We start from the raw sequence: 14,375 nt of genomic DNA on the forward strand, positions 1-14,375 counted from the left end.
ATGGGCGAGATTCGGGTGGGCAAGCCCCAGGTGAAGGTCGATATTTCGGCGCACACCAAGGGTGTCCGCGAGGGTAACGCGCCGGGATCGTTCAAGAAGCAGATCGGGCACAAGAAGGACGGGACGGTCGATGCACGGCGGTCGACCGGCGTGAGCCCGAAGAGGCACGGGCCGATACTGCCGCACATGCCGAATTTGCCACCGGGCTGATCGATTCGAGGGAGGGTTCGATGAACAAGCGGAATATTGTTCTGGCCATTCTCGGGCTAGGTTTCCTCGCGCTGATCGGCCGGGAGTATCCGGCGATGGTGCGGTACATGAAGATTGAGCGTATGTGAGGTCGGCGCGATCGACGGTCGCTTGAGCGCCCGCCGCTGTCCGGTGGCCGTCGTGTAGCGGGCGGCGAGTGTGCTGACGGCCGCCGCCAGATCCGGTGTGCGTTCGGCCTCGGCACGGAAGCCGAGGGGAGAGCGACCTGCTCGGCGGGCGTGTCGCTCGGCCCAATTGATACCGATCTCGTACCGGCCGGTGCTGAAACCGGAGCGCTGGAAAGCGCGGCCGGCATGACCGTGCTCGGGCGGATCGGTCAAGCCAGGGACGTGGCTGACCTCGTAGCCCTGCTCGGCGGACCGGACAGTGCGTGGGTCACCGGCCGGAATATTCGGGTCGATGGCGGCCTTGCCTGACGAGATTCACTGGTCGGTTGTACCTCAGCAAATTCGCGCGCGGCGGCGCGAATTCGCGCGCGGCTGAGCAACTTTGCGCGCGGCGGTGCTGGTGAGGGGTGAATGTGTCGGTGGTCGAAGGTATGTTCGATGCATGGTGATCATCGACCCCGAGCAGCTGCAGCAGTGGATGCTGCTGGCGGTCGATGAGCTGACCGATCAGGATCTGGTGTGCGCGGTGGCTTCGGTGACGCAGGCGCAGAACGTGTTGGCCGGGGTGCAGGCGCGCCTACTGGCGCGGGTCGAGGCCGCCGAGTTGGCTGCGCAGTTGGGGGCGACGTCGACGGCGGCGTGGCTGGCCGATTCCGGGCGGGTGGATCCCGCGACCGCGAAACGACAGGTCGCGGTGGCCCGCTCACTGCAGGCGCTGCCGGTCATGGCCGCGGCACTACAGCGCGGGGAGATTTCCGCGGCGCACGCCGAGGCGATCGTGGCGGCCATCAGCGCCCTGCAACGGGCGTGCCCGGCCGCGGACCTGGCCGCGGCCGAACAACAATTGGTCGACATGGCTTTGGCCGGGACTCCGGCGGCGGTGCGCGAAACCGGCCGCGAGCTGGTGTTGAGCCACGCGCCGGAGCAGGAGCCGGTCGCCGAGGACCCCGAGCTCAACCGCCTCGACTACGGCACCGGCCGTGACGGGCGCGGCAAACTGCGCGCCGACCTGGACAAACTCACCTTCGAAAAACTGCGCTCGGTCCTCGAACCGCTCGCTGCGCCGCGCCCGGGACCGGACGCCGAACCCGACCCGCGCTCGGCGTCGCAGCGCCGCGCCGACGCCCTCAGCGACCTCTTGGACGCGCAGTTGAGTGGTCGCGGTGGTGGTGGGGTGGGGCGGGCGCAGGTGACGCTGGTCGCCGAGGCCCACGACCTGGTCGGCAAGGCCACCTTCGTCGACGAGGCCGGACGCGTGAAAGACACCCGGTGGCCGTTTCACCTGTCCTGGACCGGGTCGGTGTCACGCCAGGTCGCCCAGATGCTGGCCTGTGACTGCGAGGTCACCGTGGTCGTGGTCGACGGCAACCGGGTGCCGTTGGATGTCGGGCGCAGCGAACGCCTGGTCACCCCCGCCATCCGCAAAGCGTTGATCGTGCGCGACGGCGGCTGCGCGGTACCCGGCTGCGGGCGCCCACCGCACTGGACCGACGCCCACCACATCCGACACTGGGCCGAAGGCGGCCCCACAACATTGGACAACATGGTGCTCCTCTGCCGAGCACATCACCGCATGATCCACCGCGGCACCTGGCAGGTTTTCCTCGGCGACGACGGCCACCCCTGGTTCCTCCCACCGAAAACCCTCGACCCCGACCGAAAACCCATCCCGGCTCACAATCGAAGACGAATACCCAGGGAGGCAGCGTGACCGCCCGGCTACTGTTCGCGGGCCAAGCGGCGATTCGTGCGGTCCAGTTGCCAATTCGTCCAGTGCTGCAAGCAGTTCGCCTGTTCTCGAGTCAACCGGTCGCAGATGAAATCCCAATGCACGGCGACACGGTCACCGCGACGAAGGTCGGCAACGAATGCCCCTTCGGCGAGACGATAGCGGAGGGGCCGGTCTTCCTCGGCAGCGAGCGCGAGGGTCCCCTCGAACCGCAGCCTCCGCGAGCGCACAAGCGCGCGTTCATCATTGACGTCGACGACAACACCGTCGGTGATCCGGCAGGAGTCGAGAACCTCGAGCGGCTGTGGCATGCCGGTCTTCAGCAACCGCGACCAGGGGTAGACGCCGAGCACGTGGAACGCATGCGTGGGCGCCGCCTCATCGAGCAGCGCGGGGGTCAGATGCTTCCAGTAGTGGCCGGCCTGACTCGCGAAGCGGCCAAGCAAGGCCTCGCCAAAGCGCTGTCGATCGATGCGGTCAGTGAGTTCGCTGCCGGTCCAATACGCGCGTACCACGTCTGCGCCGAGTGGGTCGGGCGCATCGGAAAGTTCGGCAATCAGTTGCTGATACGGCCAGGCGCCGGTGAACTTTCGCGCAATGTCGGTCAGGTCCGCCGAGCGCCTGCCGCAGGCTGTGGCCGCCAACGCGTGGGCCTCGGCCGGACCGCAGTACCCCAGCGCATTCGGTGCATGCACATATTGCGCAAACAGCCGGTGGCCTGGGCCGAATGCCATTCAGCCCACGGTGCTTTCCGTGCGCCGGCCCACAAGGAGGGCGGTCTCACGGTGCAGCCTGCCGAAGTTGTAGTACGCGGCGCACGCGCCCTCCGGCGAGACCATGCAGGTGCCGATCGGTGTCTCGGGCGTGCACGCGGTCCCGAACACCTTGCATTCCCAAGGCTTGATGACGCCCTTGAGTACCTCGCCACATTGGCACGCTTTGGGATCGGCGACCCGCACGCCAGGCATCGAAAAGCGTTGTTCGGCATCGAAGTCGGCATAGGCGGCGCTGATTTTCAGCGCACTCTGCGAGATGAACCCGAGGCCGCGCCACTCGAAGTGCGGCCGCAATTCGAAGGTCTCTGCCATCAACTTGAGCGCCTGAATATTGCCCTCGTTGCGTACCACGCGGGTGTACTGGTTCTCCACTTCGCAGCGACCATCACGGATTTGCTGCAGCAACATGTGCACCGAGGCGAGGATATCGAGCGGCTCGAAACCTGCCACCACCAACGGCTTCCCGTACACCGCCGGGACAAATCGATAGGGCCGTGTACCGACGACTGTCGAAACATGGCCTGGACCAAGAAAACCGGACAGTCGCAGGTCGGGGGATTCGAGAATGGCCCGGATCGGCGGAACGATCGTGACGTGGTTGCAGAAAACGGTGAAGTTGCGAACCCCGAGTTGTTTGGCGCGCACCAATGTCACCGCGGTCGATGGTGCCGTGGTCTCGAACCCGACCGCAAAGAACACCACGTCTTTGTCGGGATTGTCGACGGCGATCTTGAGTGCGTCGAGAGGGGAGTAAACGAATCGGACATCCGCGCCGCGCGCCTTGGACTCCAACAGGTTTCCGTTGGAGCCGGGGACCCGCATCATGTCGCCGAAGGTGGTGAAGATGATGCCCGGTCGATCAGCGAGCGACATCGCGTCGTCCACCCGCCCCATCGGAATGACGCACACGGGGCAGCCCGGACCGTGCACGAGTTCCACATTCGGCGGCAGCAGGTGCTCGATGCCGTGACGGTAGATGGTGTGGGTGTGGCCGCCGCACACCTCCATGAACTTGAACTCGTCGTCACCGGCAAGTTCGGTGATCGAGCGCACCAACGCCCGAGCAGCCGCTGGGTCGCGGAATTCGTCGACGAACTTCATTCTGTCACCCCGTTTTTCGTATCAAGCAATCTGCGACGAGTTGAACGCGTCGATTTCGTTTACGTAGTCCGCGCCCATCTTCTGCACCTGATCGAGCGTCAACTGCGCCTCCTTCTCGTCGATCTTCGACATGGCGAAGCCGACATGGACCAATACCCAATCGCCGGGCCGCAGGCCGTCTTCGGCGAGCAGGCGGACACTGATGATCCGCCGGATTCCGTTGACGTCCACCTTGGCCAGGTGCTGCTCGGCATCGGTTATCTCTGTCACCTGCCCTGGAATTCCCAAGCACATAGCGGTTCTCCTGTGTGTTATCAGCAGATTCGGGGTAGCGGGTCGCCGACCAGCATGTCGACGATGCGGCTGCCACCGAATGCCGTGCGCAGCGCCACGACGCCGTGCGGTTGTTCCAATACCTCGCCGATCACGGTCGCGTTTGCGCCGAGCGGGTGCGATCGCAGCGCCCCAACCGCGGCGTCCGCCTCGTCCGGCGCGACGATCGCGATGAACTTGCCTTCGTTCGCGACGTACACCGGGTCGATGCCGAGCATGTCGCACGCGCCCAGCACCTGCGGCTGGACAGGAAGCCGGTCCTCGTCCAGAACTATTGCGACACCGGCGGTCTGGGCGAGCTCGTTGCACACGGTCGCGACGCCGCCTCGGGTCGCGTCACGCATCCACCGCGTCGCCGGCGCGGCGGCCAGCAGTGCCTCGACCATGCCGTTGACCGGCGCGGTGTCCGAGTCGATGTCGGCCTCGAACGCCAGGTCGCCGCGGGCAAGCATCACGGCCATGCCGTGCTCGCCGATGGTCCCCGACACGACCACCCGATCACCCGCTCGTACCCGGCTCGGCGATAGTTCGCGACCGGCTGGAATTACCCCGACTCCGGCGGTGCAGATGTACACGCCGTCGGCGGCGCCCTTGCCGACCACCTTCGTGTCACCGGTGACGATGTCCACGCCTGCGTTGTGCGCGGATTCGCGCATGTCGGAGACGAGTTCGACCAGCCCGGCGATCTCGAACCCTTCTTCGATGACAAACGCCGCGGAGAGCCATTGCGGTCGTGCACCCGACACGGCGAGGTCGTTGACCGTTCCGTGGACGGCAAGATTGCCGATCGAACCGCCCGGAAAGCGCAGCGGCGAAACGACATACGAGTCGGTGGAAAACGCCACCCTGTCGCCGGACGGCAATGTCAACGCCGCCGCATCACCGAGTTGCTCCAACTCGGGATTGCGGAAGGCTTCGAGAAACACCGCGTCGAGCAGCGCCGCCGACGACTTTCCGCCGGCGCCGTGTGCGAGCGTCACCACGGTGTCGCGCAACCGCGGACGCCGCTGGCGGAACGCGTCTATGCGCTGTAGGACTCGGTCTTCACGGTCCGTCGGGGTGGTCATGGCCGGCCACCCGCCAACTGGTCCTGCACCACCGACCACAGTCGGTATCCCACGAGTGCGTGGCTCTCCTGGATCCGGTGGATGCTTTGCGACCGAATGGTGAAGCAGTAGTCCAAATCGGGCGTGGTGGCCATCCGACCGCCGTCGTGGCCGGCGAAGCCAATGGTGAGCAGTCCGCGCTTCTTGGCTTCGGCCAGGGCGGTCATGAGGTCGTCGGAGTTACCGGAGGTGGACAGGGCGATCGCGATGTCGACCGGCTTAGAGTGAGCGATGATCTGCCGGGAGAAGATCAGCTCGAAGCCGACGTCGTTGCCAAGGGCCGTCACGACGGCCTGGTCAGCCGCGAGCGACCAGGCCGCCACCGGTCGGCCACGCGCCGGGCGGCTGAACAAGGTCGCGAGGGTGGCGGCATCGGTCGAGCTGCCGCCGTTGCCGAAGGTGTAGAGCCGGCCGCCGCGCTGGAACCGCTCGGCCATCTGCTGCCCGGCGGCCCGGATCTGCTCACCCCATTCCTCCATCGAAACTCGTTGGAGACGAGCACTTTCGGTCGCTTTGCCTTGGGCTGAACTGGCCAGGTCGCGCAGCAGCGAGTCGGCGTCGGTTTCCTCGGCGTCGATGAAGGGGTAGAGGAAGTTGGTGGTTTCGGTGTCGCTCATTGGACCTCCTCCAGTCGGGTGATGGCGGTGCCGCCGTGCACGAGCAGCAGGTCGTTCACGTCGACGTCGCCGAGAACGGTGGTGTCGACGAGCTCTTCGCCGGTGTCGGTGCGGACCAAGGCCTGGTTGTCGGTGGGCGGAAGGATCACTTCGGCGAGCCGGCCCTCGTCTCCACAGGTGATGCAGACGTTGTGGCTGCTGTCGACGGTGAGCAGGCCGGGGTGTTCGAAGCAGACGTGCGTCAGTTCCCAGAGGAGGTGGTACATCAGGACGAAGCGACCGGTTGCCGGGATCATCGGGTCGTCGGAGGCCAGCCACAGCGTGTGATCCGCGCTGCCGACGGGTGGGCGGGGACCTGAGCCGATCCAGATCGTCATCGCACCCCACGCCGGCGCTCGGCGCATCGCGTCGATCACCTGCGGCTGGTCGGCGGACGCCACGGCGATAATCACGTCGCCGGGCCGGGTAGCGACGCGGCACTGCGCCACCGGATCGGGCTCGACGAGCGCCACCGACGGTAAGGCGCGCAGGCCCATGATCACCGGGTGGACGAACTCGACCGCCACGTGATGCGCGTGCGGCTCCCACTGCGGCGAAATCACCCACAAGGTGGCGCCGGCGTTGAACTTTCGGGCCAGCGCGAGGGCAGCGGCGGCGAGGTCGGCGGCAAGGTCGGCATCGATGAGCGGAGCGGATATCTGAGCTGTCATGGTGCTACTCCGATCGAAGGTGTTGCGGCAATCCCGAGGACGGCCTGTCCGAGCGACAGGCCGCCGTCATTGGCCGGCACGATCTTGTGGTCGAGTACCTCGAATCCGCGGCGCTCCAGGTCCGTTCGAAGCGCGCGCAGCAGGATGCGGTTCTGGAACACCCCGCCGGTCAGACCGATAGTGCCGACGCCGGCGCTGTCGGCAAGGGTGGCGGCGAGGTTCGCGGTGGCGGTGGCGAGCGCGTGATGGAAGCCCAGCGCCAGCGCGGCCGGGTCGGTTCCACCCAGCAGACCGGCGATGATGCCGCGCAGTGCCGGCTCGAAGTCGAGGATGTTGTCGCGCAAGGCCATCGGCACGGCAGCAGCATCGTCGGCCGACCGGGCGAGTGCTTCGAGTTCGATCGCCGCCTGGGCTTCGTAGCTGACCCGATGCCGGACTCCGAGCAGCGACGACACGCCGTCGAACAGTCGGCCCATGCTCGTGGTGCGCACGCAGCCAACGCCGGTGCGCAATTGCGAGGCAACGAGGTCCCGCTCGGGGTCGTCGAGTGCTCGGGTGCACGGCAACCCGTCGATGTCGGTGATGCTTGCCTCGTGCAGCAACGCCAGTGCGACGCGTGCGGGGTTGCGCACGGCCGCCTCGCCACCCGGCAACAGGAAGTCACGCAGGTGCCCAACCCGCGAGGCCGCAAGAAGATCCGGCCCAACCAGGAGCAGTTCGCCGCCCCACACGGTGCGGTCGCAGCCGTATCCGGTGCCGTCGAACGCGACACCCAGGATGCGGGTGCCGACCCGACCATGCTCAGCGAGCAGCGAGGCCACATGGGCGTGGTGGTGCTGCACCGTGCGCATCGGCACGCCGGTCGCGTCGCTGTAGCGCTGCGCCCACTGCCGCGTGGCGTAACCGGGATGGTCGTCGGCCACGACGAGTTCGGGAGTGACACGGTGCATCGTGGTCAACTGCTCGACCGACCGTTCGAAGGCGCGCTGGCTCTCCAGCGTGCCCATGTCACCGAGATGAGCCGAGCAGAACGCAAAGTCTTGCCGGGTCAGGCAAAAGGTGTTCTTCAGTTCGGCGCCCACGGACAACACAACGGGTGCCGGTGAGTCCAGCAGCACCGGCAGCGGCGCAAACCCGCGCGACCGCCGAATCGGCACCTCCCGACCAGCCGACACCGCGAGCACCGAGTCCTCGCACGGCACCGCGATGTCGCGGTCATGCATGAGGAACACGTCGGCGATGTCGGCCAGCCGCGCCCGGGCGTCGTCGTTGGTGTAGCAGAGCGGTTCACCGCTGAGGTTGCCCGAGGTCATCACCAACAGGGTCGACGGCGGCTCCAACAGCAGATGGTGCAGCGGCGTGTAGGGCAGCATCATGCCGAGTTCGTCGATTCCGGGAGCCACCTCGTCGGCTATCGGGCCGCAGCCGTGCTTGCGCAGCAGCACGATCGGGCGCGTGGGCGCCTCGAGTAGGCGTTGCTCGTCGGCGGACACGGTGCAGCAGCGACGAACCGCCGCAACGTCCGGCGCCATCACGGCAAACGGTTTGGCCGGCCGGTGCTTGCGCTCGCGAAGTCGGCGCACCGCTGCGGGATTGGTTGCGTCACACGCTAAATGGAACCCGCCGAGCCCCTTCATCGCGACGATGAGTCCCGCCGACAACGCCTCCTGCGCTGCACTGAGCACGGCGTCGTCACCGTCGACGCGCCCGGCGTCGGTCTCGAGCCAGATCCGCGGGCCGCACTGGTGACAACAGATGGGCTGCGCGTGGTAGCGGCGGTCGGTGGGACGGCGGTATTCCGCGGCGCAGTCGGCGCACATCGGGAAGGACGCCATGGTGGTGACCGGGCGGTCGTAGGGCAGGTCGGTGATGACCGTGAACCGCGGCCCGCAGTTGGTGCAATTGATGAACGGGTGCCGATAGCGGCGATTGCGCGGATCCCGAAGTTCGCGTAGGCAGTCGGCGCAGGTGGCGATGTCGGGGGACACAAGAGTGCGGCCGCCGGCGGTGTGCCGGCTTTCGACGATCCGGAAGGTGCGGTCGCCCTGCGGCGGCAGGTCATCGACGGCGACGGCGGAAATCACGGCGAGCGGTGGTGCGCTGGCCGGGAGCCGGCGAACAAAGTTTTCGACGGCGTCGTGGCGACCCTCGACCTCGATGAAGACACTCGAATCGTCGTTGCCGCAGTAACCGCACAGGTCGAGCTCACCGGCGAGCCGGGCGACGAACGGCCGGAAGCCGACGCCCTGAACGACGCCCCGGACGGTCAACCTGCGGCGTGCGCTCACGTGCGCGGCGAATGCGAAATTCCGAAATTCACCCCGACGAACCTCCTCACCAATGTTGGTGTGGCTGCGAATTCGACGTTACCCCTTTTTGCTGTACCCCGGAATCGATCAGTCATATCGTGATCGCAAGCGGTATTTCGGGGTAACCGGGAAAAGCGATGCACGAAATGTCGATCACTCAGAGTGTTGTCGATGCCGTGTGTGAGCACGCGGGCGATCGCACGGTGCACAGCGTCCAAGTGCAGATCGGGGTGCTGTGCGCCGTCGTCCCCGACGCCATGCAGTTCTGCTTCGAGTTGGCGACCCAGGGCACGGTCATGGAGGGCGCCCGGCTCGATATCGAACAGCCGCCCGGGGCCGCGCATTGCCATGAATGTGGGGCCGATTTCGAGGTTACCGACTTCATCGTGTTGTGCCGTTGCGGCAGCGCCGACGTGACGGTGATGTCCGGTCGAGAATTGCGGATCATGTCGATGGAAGTGAGCTGACCATGTGCGCGACCTGCGGATGCGGCGAAGCGGAAACGACCGTAATCACCTTGGGCGACAACGCCGCCCATACGCACGAGCACGGTCATGGCCACGGTCACGGCCACACGCACGCACCGGCCACCGAGACCATTTCGCTGGAACAGAAGGTACTGGCCAAAAACGACTTGGCAGCCGCACACAATCGCGGCTGGCTGGCCGGGCGCGACATCGTCGCGCTCAACATGATGAGTTCGCCGGGCGCCGGCAAAACGACCCTGCTGGAGAAGACGATCACGCAGGTGGAGCGGCCGGTCGCGGTGATCGAGGGCGACCAGGAGACCACGCTCGACGCCGAACGCATCCGCCAAACCGGCTGCGCGGTGGCGCAGATCAATACCGGCGCCGGCTGCCACCTGGACGCGGAAATGGTGCAGCGCGCGCTCAATTCGTTGGATCCGCCACCGCATTCCCTGCTCTTTGTCGAAAATGTCGGAAATTTGGTGTGTCCAGCGCTCTTCGACCTGGGCGAAGCCGCGAAAGTGGTGGTGGTATCGGTTACCGAGGGAACCGACAAGCCGCTGAAATATCCGCACATGTTTTCCGCAGCAGACCTGGTGCTCGTGAACAAAGTGGATTTGCTGCCGTACGTCGAGTTCGACGTCGACACGTGTGAACGCTATGCCCGCTCGATCAATCCGAGACTTGAAATGCTCACGGTTTCGGCCAAGACCGGCGAAGGCATGTCGAAGTGGTTCGACTGGATCGCCGCCCGCCACTCATGAAGATTCTGGTCGCCGGGATCGGCAACATCTTCTTCGGAGACGACGGATTCGGGCCGGAGGTGCTGCGCCGGATGGCGACAGTCCGGCTGCCCGACGGTGTGCGTGCCGTCGACTACGGCATCCGCGGTGTGCACCTGGCCTACGAGCTGCTCAACGGTTGGGAGACGCTCGTTTTGGTCGACGCCATCCCCAATCGCGGCACTCCCGGCCGGTTGCATGTGTTCGAGGCGGACACCGCTGGCGCAGGTGCCGGCCAACTCGACGCGCACAGCATGGATCCGGTGGCCGTGCTCGCCGGCGTCACCGCATTGGGTGCCACCCCGCCGCGCACAATCGTGGTCGGCTGCGAGGTCGCCGAAACCGCGGACGGCATCGCGCTGAGTCCGCCGGTGTCGGAAGCCGTTGGCCGCGCGGTCGATTCGGTGACGGAACTGATCCGGACGTTGACCACTGTTTAGCCACACTGCCGCCGGGTACCTCCAGCGACGTGGTGCGAGGCAGGTACCTACTAGTGGTAGCGGCGACCGCGGTGGCTGCTGGGTGCGCTGCGCCAGGTGAGGTGCTCGAATCGTCGCCTGCGGTGAACATCGAACGGATCGGGGCGCCGCTGCATGCGCCGGTCTGGTCGTTCTCCGACGCCGCGCTGCTCGGCCTGACCGGCGACAACCGAATCGCGAAGGTCGACGCGAAAGACCATGGCGCTACCACGTTTTCCGCGCCGATGCCGGAAGTGGGCGAAAACATCGAGATCAGTCCGGTCGACGACACTGTTGCCTTCGTCGCCGAACCAACCCGCGATCGAGTCGCGCTGATCCGCACCACCGACCTCAGCGCGGCCGGCACCCTCGCGGCCGGTGCGTCGCCGTCCTATCTCGGTCTGGACTCCGGGTTGCGCGTCCTGTTGGCGCTGTCGAAGGACGGCTCCACCGTGACTCCCGTTGACCTGCACCGTCGCACGACGCTCGCGCCCACCTCGGTGCACGCCGGCGCCGACGCCGAACTCGAGGGCGCGGCTCGCGGCCGGCAGGTGGAGTTCCACGTCGTCGGGAACAACGGCATCGCGCACTACAAGGGTATGTCCTCGCCGGCAGAAGACACCGGCAACCTTTCCACCGCGGTGGCCGCCATTGCCGGTGACGGCACGAAGGTCACCCGCGTCTACATCGCCGAAAAAGGCACCAACCGGTTACTCGCGATCGATTCCCGGCCTGGCGGCGACGGATTGACGATCGTCGGCTCCGCCGACCTCGGTGGCCAGATCAGAGCGATCGGCACCGACGACACGCGCATCTATGCCGCGACCGACCGGAAAGTGGTGGTGCTCGAAACCCGCAGCTTCGAGGGGTACACCGACGGCGCGATCCCCGTCGTCCGCACGTTCGACATAGCGAGCGTGCGACCCTCTGGGGTCACGGCGCCGGTGTCAGGCATGACGGTCGGGCCGCACCGGGTGTATCTGACACTGCGGGACGAGCCGTATCTCATCAGCGTCGCGAAGCCACGAGTATGAGCACAGTCATCGGCGCCGACACTGATCTCGACATCCTGTTCGAGCAGGTGAAACTGTTGCGCGAGTTGGCCGCGAATCCCGATCTGGCCGCCGACGACGGCAAGGTGTACGACTTCAGCATCCGGTGGGGAGCGATGATTTCCGGTCGGCTGCCGCGGCTGGCCTACTATCACGATCGCGGTGTGCTTTCCGAGCACCAACGGGCTCGCTACGGTCAGTTGTGTTCGGACCTGAACTCATTGGCGTCAGATATGCAGCGACTAAAACTGCCGCGACCAAAAATCATTACAGGTCAAGCAGACTCGTGGGAGGCGCCGCGCAAGAACTGATCGCGGTGCAGATGAACGCCCGTGTGCGGCACCTCGCAGTCTGGGTTTTTGCACGTCAGCGCAACCATGTAGGCGTCTTGATCTTCGCTGCGGAACAGGAATCCCAGATACAGCGCATCGCCCACGGCGAAGTCGGTGCCGCCGCAACTGTGACACTTTGCGCCGATGTCCTCGACGTGGGCAAGGACCAAATCCTTTTCCGGGTCGGACAATTCGGTGTTCTCGGGTCGACGCCCGTTGCTGCCCATCAGACCTCCACGTCCTTGTCGTAGAAGACGTTGTCCTCCCGCCAGCCGCCCATGCCTTTACCGATGGCGGAGTAGTCGTCGATGAACTCCATCCTGTCGATCCACTTGGCCATCTTGAAGCCGACCTGGTTCTCTACCCGCAGTCGCAGCGGCGCACCGTGTTTGATCGGCAAGGGGTCGCCGTTCATCTCGTAGGCCAGCAGTGTCTGCGGGTCGTCGGCGAGGCTGAGATCCAGCACCTCGTAGAACTGGCCGACGCCTTCTGCGCTCGGGTCGTCGCGGCCCGTTTCTTGCATGGTGAGAAAGCAGATGTATTTGGCGTCGGGCAGCGGCCGCACCGCGGCGACGAGGTCGCGCAACGGCAGTCCACTCCACTTGCCGATGCTGGACCAGCCCTGCACACAGTTGTGCAGCACGGTCTGATCCTGCTTTTCCCGCATCCCGCGCAAGTCGTCGAGGGTGAACTGACGCGGGTTCTCGACAAGTCCGCCGACGTCGAGGCGCCAGTCGGCGAAGTTGTGCACCGCCATGACCTTGTAGGCGGTGCAGTCGGGAGGTTTGCCGTTGACCCGGTGCTCGCCGGAGATCGTCCGATTGGAGTAGTCCTGCCGCGACGTCATCGGGCGCAGCAGACCGAGCCGGGCCTGGCGGACAATGGCGCCGAGCACCTTCTGCACCGACCGCGGACTGCGCAGGCTCCACACGGTCGCCGCCACGTGGATCGCCACGATGCCGGCGATGATCCCGAACGAACATCCGATGGCCCAGTTGAGGTTGTGGACGTGGCCGAAGATCATCAGCGCGTTGAGCTGGCCCCAACTCCAGAAGAACACCATGAACAAATGGACGATGATGAAGACGATGAACGCGAGCAAGCCGAGGAAGTGCAGGCTGCGTGCCGACTGTCGCCCGCCCCACAGTTGGACGTACCAGGGGAACCGCGCCTCGACCGCGGGGGATTGGGCGGCACCGGTCAAGATCTGGAACGGTGCCAGCAGGAAGATGACACCGGCGTAGGTGAGCTTCTGGATCGCGTCGAGCGGCTCGCCGGGCAGTAGCGGCGGCAGATTGAAGCTCAGGTAGGTGACGACGTCGGTCCATGCTTCGGGCACTATCGACCACGACATCGGGATGTAGCGGCGCCACTGACCCGTCGCGAACAGCAACACGTAATAGGCGACGCCCACCAGAATCCAGCCCATCACGCTGACGAAGTGCCAATGTCGGCCCATACCAAGCTTTTTGTGCCCTGGCAGCGCGATGATCGACGAGTAGCTCTCCTCCTCGTCGAGGGTGTCGTAGAGCTTGTCGGTCGGCATGGTCTTGCGGGTGAACCGGGCCCATTCCTCGCCCGGCTTGCTGTCGTCGCGCCAGAACAGCTTCGGGTAGCTGGCCAGGATCTCGATGCCGCTGCGGATGAGCAGCGTGATGAACAGGACGTTGAGCCAGTGCTCGATGCGCAGCCAGGCGGGAAAGTCGAGTTCAGTCATGCCAGGCTCGTTTCTGGGGGTAGGCGATGACGATGCCGAGCGGGATCGATGCGGACAGGCCGAGGTACATCAGTGCGCACGCGCCGGCCAGGCTGCCGGGGGAGTAGTCCCACCAGGTCCGCGCTTCGGGCATACCGGGCAGTCCGGCGAGTCGGCTGACCACGTAGAACACCACGAACGCGATCGAGGCAATCACGCCCAGCGCCCAGCCTGCCCACACCACCGGTCTCAGTGTCAGCATGACCGCGGCCACGAAGCAGATGACGATGAACGCCACCGTGGCCGCGAAAGCCCATGTCGGCAGCGCACTTTCGCTGACCAGGATGTAGATGTGCACGCCCGCCAGCCCGAGTAGCAGCCCGGCGCCGACGAGCGTGATCACTTTGGGCAGGTTCAGCGCCACGTACTGGTAAACCGTGAGCATGCGGTAGAGCCGCGTCTTGCGGAACTGCTTCAGTAGGAAGCCTTCGAGGTTCATTGCTGAGAAGCTCCTGCGACCGGGGCCGGAC

19 protein-coding genes are annotated in these 14,375 nt (G+C 65.8%); 8 read left to right on the plus strand and 11 right to left on the minus strand.

Annotated elements, in window-relative coordinates; translation table 11 throughout:
- On the plus strand, nt 1-210 hold the full coding sequence (locus tag FOS14_RS04045) for a hypothetical protein (protein ID WP_143769001.1): 210 nt from the start codon (nt 1-3) through the stop codon (nt 208-210).
- A gap of 56 nt (nt 211-266) precedes the next feature.
- Here FOS14_RS04045 and FOS14_RS25130 read toward each other — a convergent pair whose 3' ends face one another.
- A complete protein-coding gene (locus tag FOS14_RS25130) occupies nt 267-590 on the minus strand; it encodes a hypothetical protein (RefSeq protein WP_255450059.1) in 324 nt (107 codons plus the stop codon).
- Between FOS14_RS25130 and FOS14_RS25420 the strand changes: the two genes are divergently transcribed.
- Nucleotides 546-686, plus strand: coding sequence for an SDR family oxidoreductase (locus FOS14_RS25420; protein ID WP_370512174.1), 141 nt, complete (start codon nt 546-548; stop codon nt 684-686). The two genes, FOS14_RS25130 and FOS14_RS25420, sit on opposite strands and share 45 nt — an antisense overlap.
- A 133-nt stretch (nt 687-819) precedes the next feature.
- Entirely contained in the window at nt 820-2,088 is a 1,269-nt protein-coding gene (locus FOS14_RS04055) for an HNH endonuclease signature motif containing protein (protein WP_143769002.1), read from the plus strand.
- Between the two features lie 8 nt (nt 2,089-2,096).
- On the opposite strand, the gene FOS14_RS04060 is transcribed toward FOS14_RS04055, so the two are convergent.
- The 7 genes from FOS14_RS04060 to hypF are packed head-to-tail and all read right to left on the minus strand — an operon-like array spanning nt 2,097 to nt 9,037.
- Nucleotides 2,097-2,840 (minus strand): DUF6390 family protein, encoded by a 744-nt coding sequence (locus tag FOS14_RS04060; protein ID WP_143769003.1) that lies wholly within the window; start codon nt 2,838-2,840, stop codon nt 2,097-2,099.
- A complete protein-coding gene (gene hypD / locus FOS14_RS04065) occupies nt 2,841-3,983 on the minus strand; it encodes a hydrogenase formation protein HypD (protein WP_143769004.1) in 1,143 nt (380 codons plus the stop codon).
- 21 nt (nt 3,984-4,004) lie between these two features.
- A complete protein-coding gene (locus FOS14_RS04070) occupies nt 4,005-4,277 on the minus strand; it encodes a HypC/HybG/HupF family hydrogenase formation chaperone (protein WP_143769005.1) in 273 nt (90 codons plus the stop codon).
- 20 nt (nt 4,278-4,297) lie between these two features.
- Complete coding sequence (gene hypE / locus FOS14_RS04075; RefSeq protein ID WP_143769006.1) at nt 4,298-5,383, minus strand: hydrogenase expression/formation protein HypE; 1,086 nt, start codon at nt 5,381-5,383, stop codon at nt 4,298-4,300.
- Entirely contained in the window at nt 5,380-6,039 is a 660-nt protein-coding gene (locus FOS14_RS04080) for an SIS domain-containing protein (RefSeq protein WP_143769007.1), read from the minus strand. The genes hypE and FOS14_RS04080 overlap by 4 nt, the downstream gene beginning before the upstream one ends.
- Nucleotides 6,036-6,749, minus strand: a complete 714-nt coding sequence (locus FOS14_RS04085; RefSeq protein WP_143769008.1) for a hydrogenase assembly protein HupF — start codon at nt 6,747-6,749, stop codon at nt 6,036-6,038. The genes FOS14_RS04080 and FOS14_RS04085 overlap by 4 nt, the downstream gene beginning before the upstream one ends.
- Complete coding sequence (hypF, locus tag FOS14_RS04090; RefSeq protein ID WP_143769009.1) at nt 6,746-9,037, minus strand: carbamoyltransferase HypF; 2,292 nt, start codon at nt 9,035-9,037, stop codon at nt 6,746-6,748. The genes FOS14_RS04085 and hypF overlap by 4 nt, the downstream gene beginning before the upstream one ends.
- A 158-nt stretch (nt 9,038-9,195) precedes the next feature.
- Here hypF and FOS14_RS04095 point away from each other — a divergent pair, with 158 nt between their 5' ends.
- The 5 genes from FOS14_RS04095 (at nt 9,196) to FOS14_RS04115 (ending at nt 12,128) form a co-directional block, all read left to right on the plus strand.
- The gene (locus FOS14_RS04095; RefSeq protein ID WP_143769010.1) at nt 9,196-9,525 is read left to right on the plus strand and encodes a hydrogenase maturation nickel metallochaperone HypA; all 330 of its coding nucleotides are present in this window, start codon (nt 9,196-9,198) and stop codon (nt 9,523-9,525) included.
- A 2-nt stretch (nt 9,526-9,527) separates the two neighbouring features.
- Nucleotides 9,528-10,289: a hydrogenase nickel incorporation protein HypB gene (hypB, locus tag FOS14_RS04100; protein ID WP_143769011.1), complete on the plus strand. Its 762-nt coding sequence runs from the start codon at nt 9,528-9,530 to the stop codon at nt 10,287-10,289.
- Nucleotides 10,286-10,747: a hydrogenase maturation protease gene (locus FOS14_RS04105; protein WP_143769312.1), complete on the plus strand. Its 462-nt coding sequence runs from the start codon at nt 10,286-10,288 to the stop codon at nt 10,745-10,747. Before hypB ends, FOS14_RS04105 begins: the two co-directional genes overlap by 4 nt.
- Nucleotides 10,748-10,869: 122 nt before the next feature.
- On the plus strand, nt 10,870-11,799 hold the full coding sequence (locus tag FOS14_RS04110) for a hypothetical protein (protein ID WP_255450060.1): 930 nt from the start codon (nt 10,870-10,872) through the stop codon (nt 11,797-11,799).
- Complete coding sequence (locus tag FOS14_RS04115) at nt 11,796-12,128, plus strand: hypothetical protein (protein ID WP_143769012.1); 333 nt, start codon at nt 11,796-11,798, stop codon at nt 12,126-12,128. Before FOS14_RS04110 ends, FOS14_RS04115 begins: the two co-directional genes overlap by 4 nt.
- Here the strand turns inward: FOS14_RS04115 and FOS14_RS04120 are convergent.
- The 3 genes from FOS14_RS04120 to FOS14_RS04130 are packed head-to-tail and all read right to left on the minus strand — an operon-like array spanning nt 12,092 to nt 14,344.
- Nucleotides 12,092-12,376 (minus strand): hypothetical protein, encoded by a 285-nt coding sequence (locus FOS14_RS04120; RefSeq protein WP_143769013.1) that lies wholly within the window; start codon nt 12,374-12,376, stop codon nt 12,092-12,094. The genes FOS14_RS04115 and FOS14_RS04120 overlap by 37 nt on opposite strands.
- Nucleotides 12,376-13,866 (minus strand): molybdopterin-dependent oxidoreductase, encoded by a 1,491-nt coding sequence (locus FOS14_RS04125; protein ID WP_143769014.1) that lies wholly within the window; start codon nt 13,864-13,866, stop codon nt 12,376-12,378. The genes FOS14_RS04120 and FOS14_RS04125 overlap by 1 nt, the downstream gene beginning before the upstream one ends.
- Nucleotides 13,859-14,344 carry an oxidoreductase gene (locus FOS14_RS04130; RefSeq protein ID WP_143769015.1) on the minus strand — a complete coding sequence of 162 codons (486 nt, stop codon included), beginning with the start codon at nt 14,342-14,344 and terminating at the stop codon, nt 13,859-13,861. The genes FOS14_RS04125 and FOS14_RS04130 overlap by 8 nt, the downstream gene beginning before the upstream one ends.
- Nucleotides 14,345-14,375 lie beyond the last annotated feature (31 nt).

The sequence above is a fragment of the Skermania sp. ID1734 genome (assembly GCF_007489285.1).
Classification (GTDB): Bacteria; Actinomycetota; Actinomycetes; order Mycobacteriales; family Mycobacteriaceae; genus ID1734.

Bases quoted from the DNA above. Each gene is read 5' to 3' on its own strand.
- FOS14_RS04045 (WP_143769001.1), top strand. From the start codon at position 1: ATGGGCGAGATTCGGGTGGGCAAGCCCCAGGTGAAGGTCGATATTTCG.
- FOS14_RS04055 (WP_143769002.1), top strand. From the start codon at position 820: ATGGTGATCATCGACCCCGAGCAGCTGCAGCAGTGGATGCTGCTGGCG.
- FOS14_RS04060 (WP_143769003.1), bottom strand. From the start codon at position 2,840: ATGGCATTCGGCCCAGGCCACCGGCTGTTTGCGCAATATGTGCATGCA.
- hypD (WP_143769004.1), bottom strand. From the start codon at position 3,983: ATGAAGTTCGTCGACGAATTCCGCGACCCAGCGGCTGCTCGGGCGTTG.
- FOS14_RS04070 (WP_143769005.1), bottom strand. From the start codon at position 4,277: ATGTGCTTGGGAATTCCAGGGCAGGTGACAGAGATAACCGATGCCGAG.
- hypE (WP_143769006.1), bottom strand. From the start codon at position 5,383: ATGACCACCCCGACGGACCGTGAAGACCGAGTCCTACAGCGCATAGAC.
- FOS14_RS04080 (WP_143769007.1), bottom strand. From the start codon at position 6,039: ATGAGCGACACCGAAACCACCAACTTCCTCTACCCCTTCATCGACGCC.
- FOS14_RS04085 (WP_143769008.1), bottom strand. From the start codon at position 6,749: ATGACAGCTCAGATATCCGCTCCGCTCATCGATGCCGACCTTGCCGCC.
- FOS14_RS04095 (WP_143769010.1), top strand. From the start codon at position 9,196: ATGCACGAAATGTCGATCACTCAGAGTGTTGTCGATGCCGTGTGTGAG.
- hypB (WP_143769011.1), top strand. From the start codon at position 9,528: ATGTGCGCGACCTGCGGATGCGGCGAAGCGGAAACGACCGTAATCACC.
- FOS14_RS04105 (WP_143769312.1), top strand. From the start codon at position 10,286: ATGAAGATTCTGGTCGCCGGGATCGGCAACATCTTCTTCGGAGACGAC.
- FOS14_RS04115 (WP_143769012.1), top strand. From the start codon at position 11,796: ATGAGCACAGTCATCGGCGCCGACACTGATCTCGACATCCTGTTCGAG.
- FOS14_RS04120 (WP_143769013.1), bottom strand. From the start codon at position 12,376: ATGGGCAGCAACGGGCGTCGACCCGAGAACACCGAATTGTCCGACCCG.
- FOS14_RS04125 (WP_143769014.1), bottom strand. From the start codon at position 13,866: ATGACTGAACTCGACTTTCCCGCCTGGCTGCGCATCGAGCACTGGCTC.
- FOS14_RS04130 (WP_143769015.1), bottom strand. From the start codon at position 14,344: ATGAACCTCGAAGGCTTCCTACTGAAGCAGTTCCGCAAGACGCGGCTC.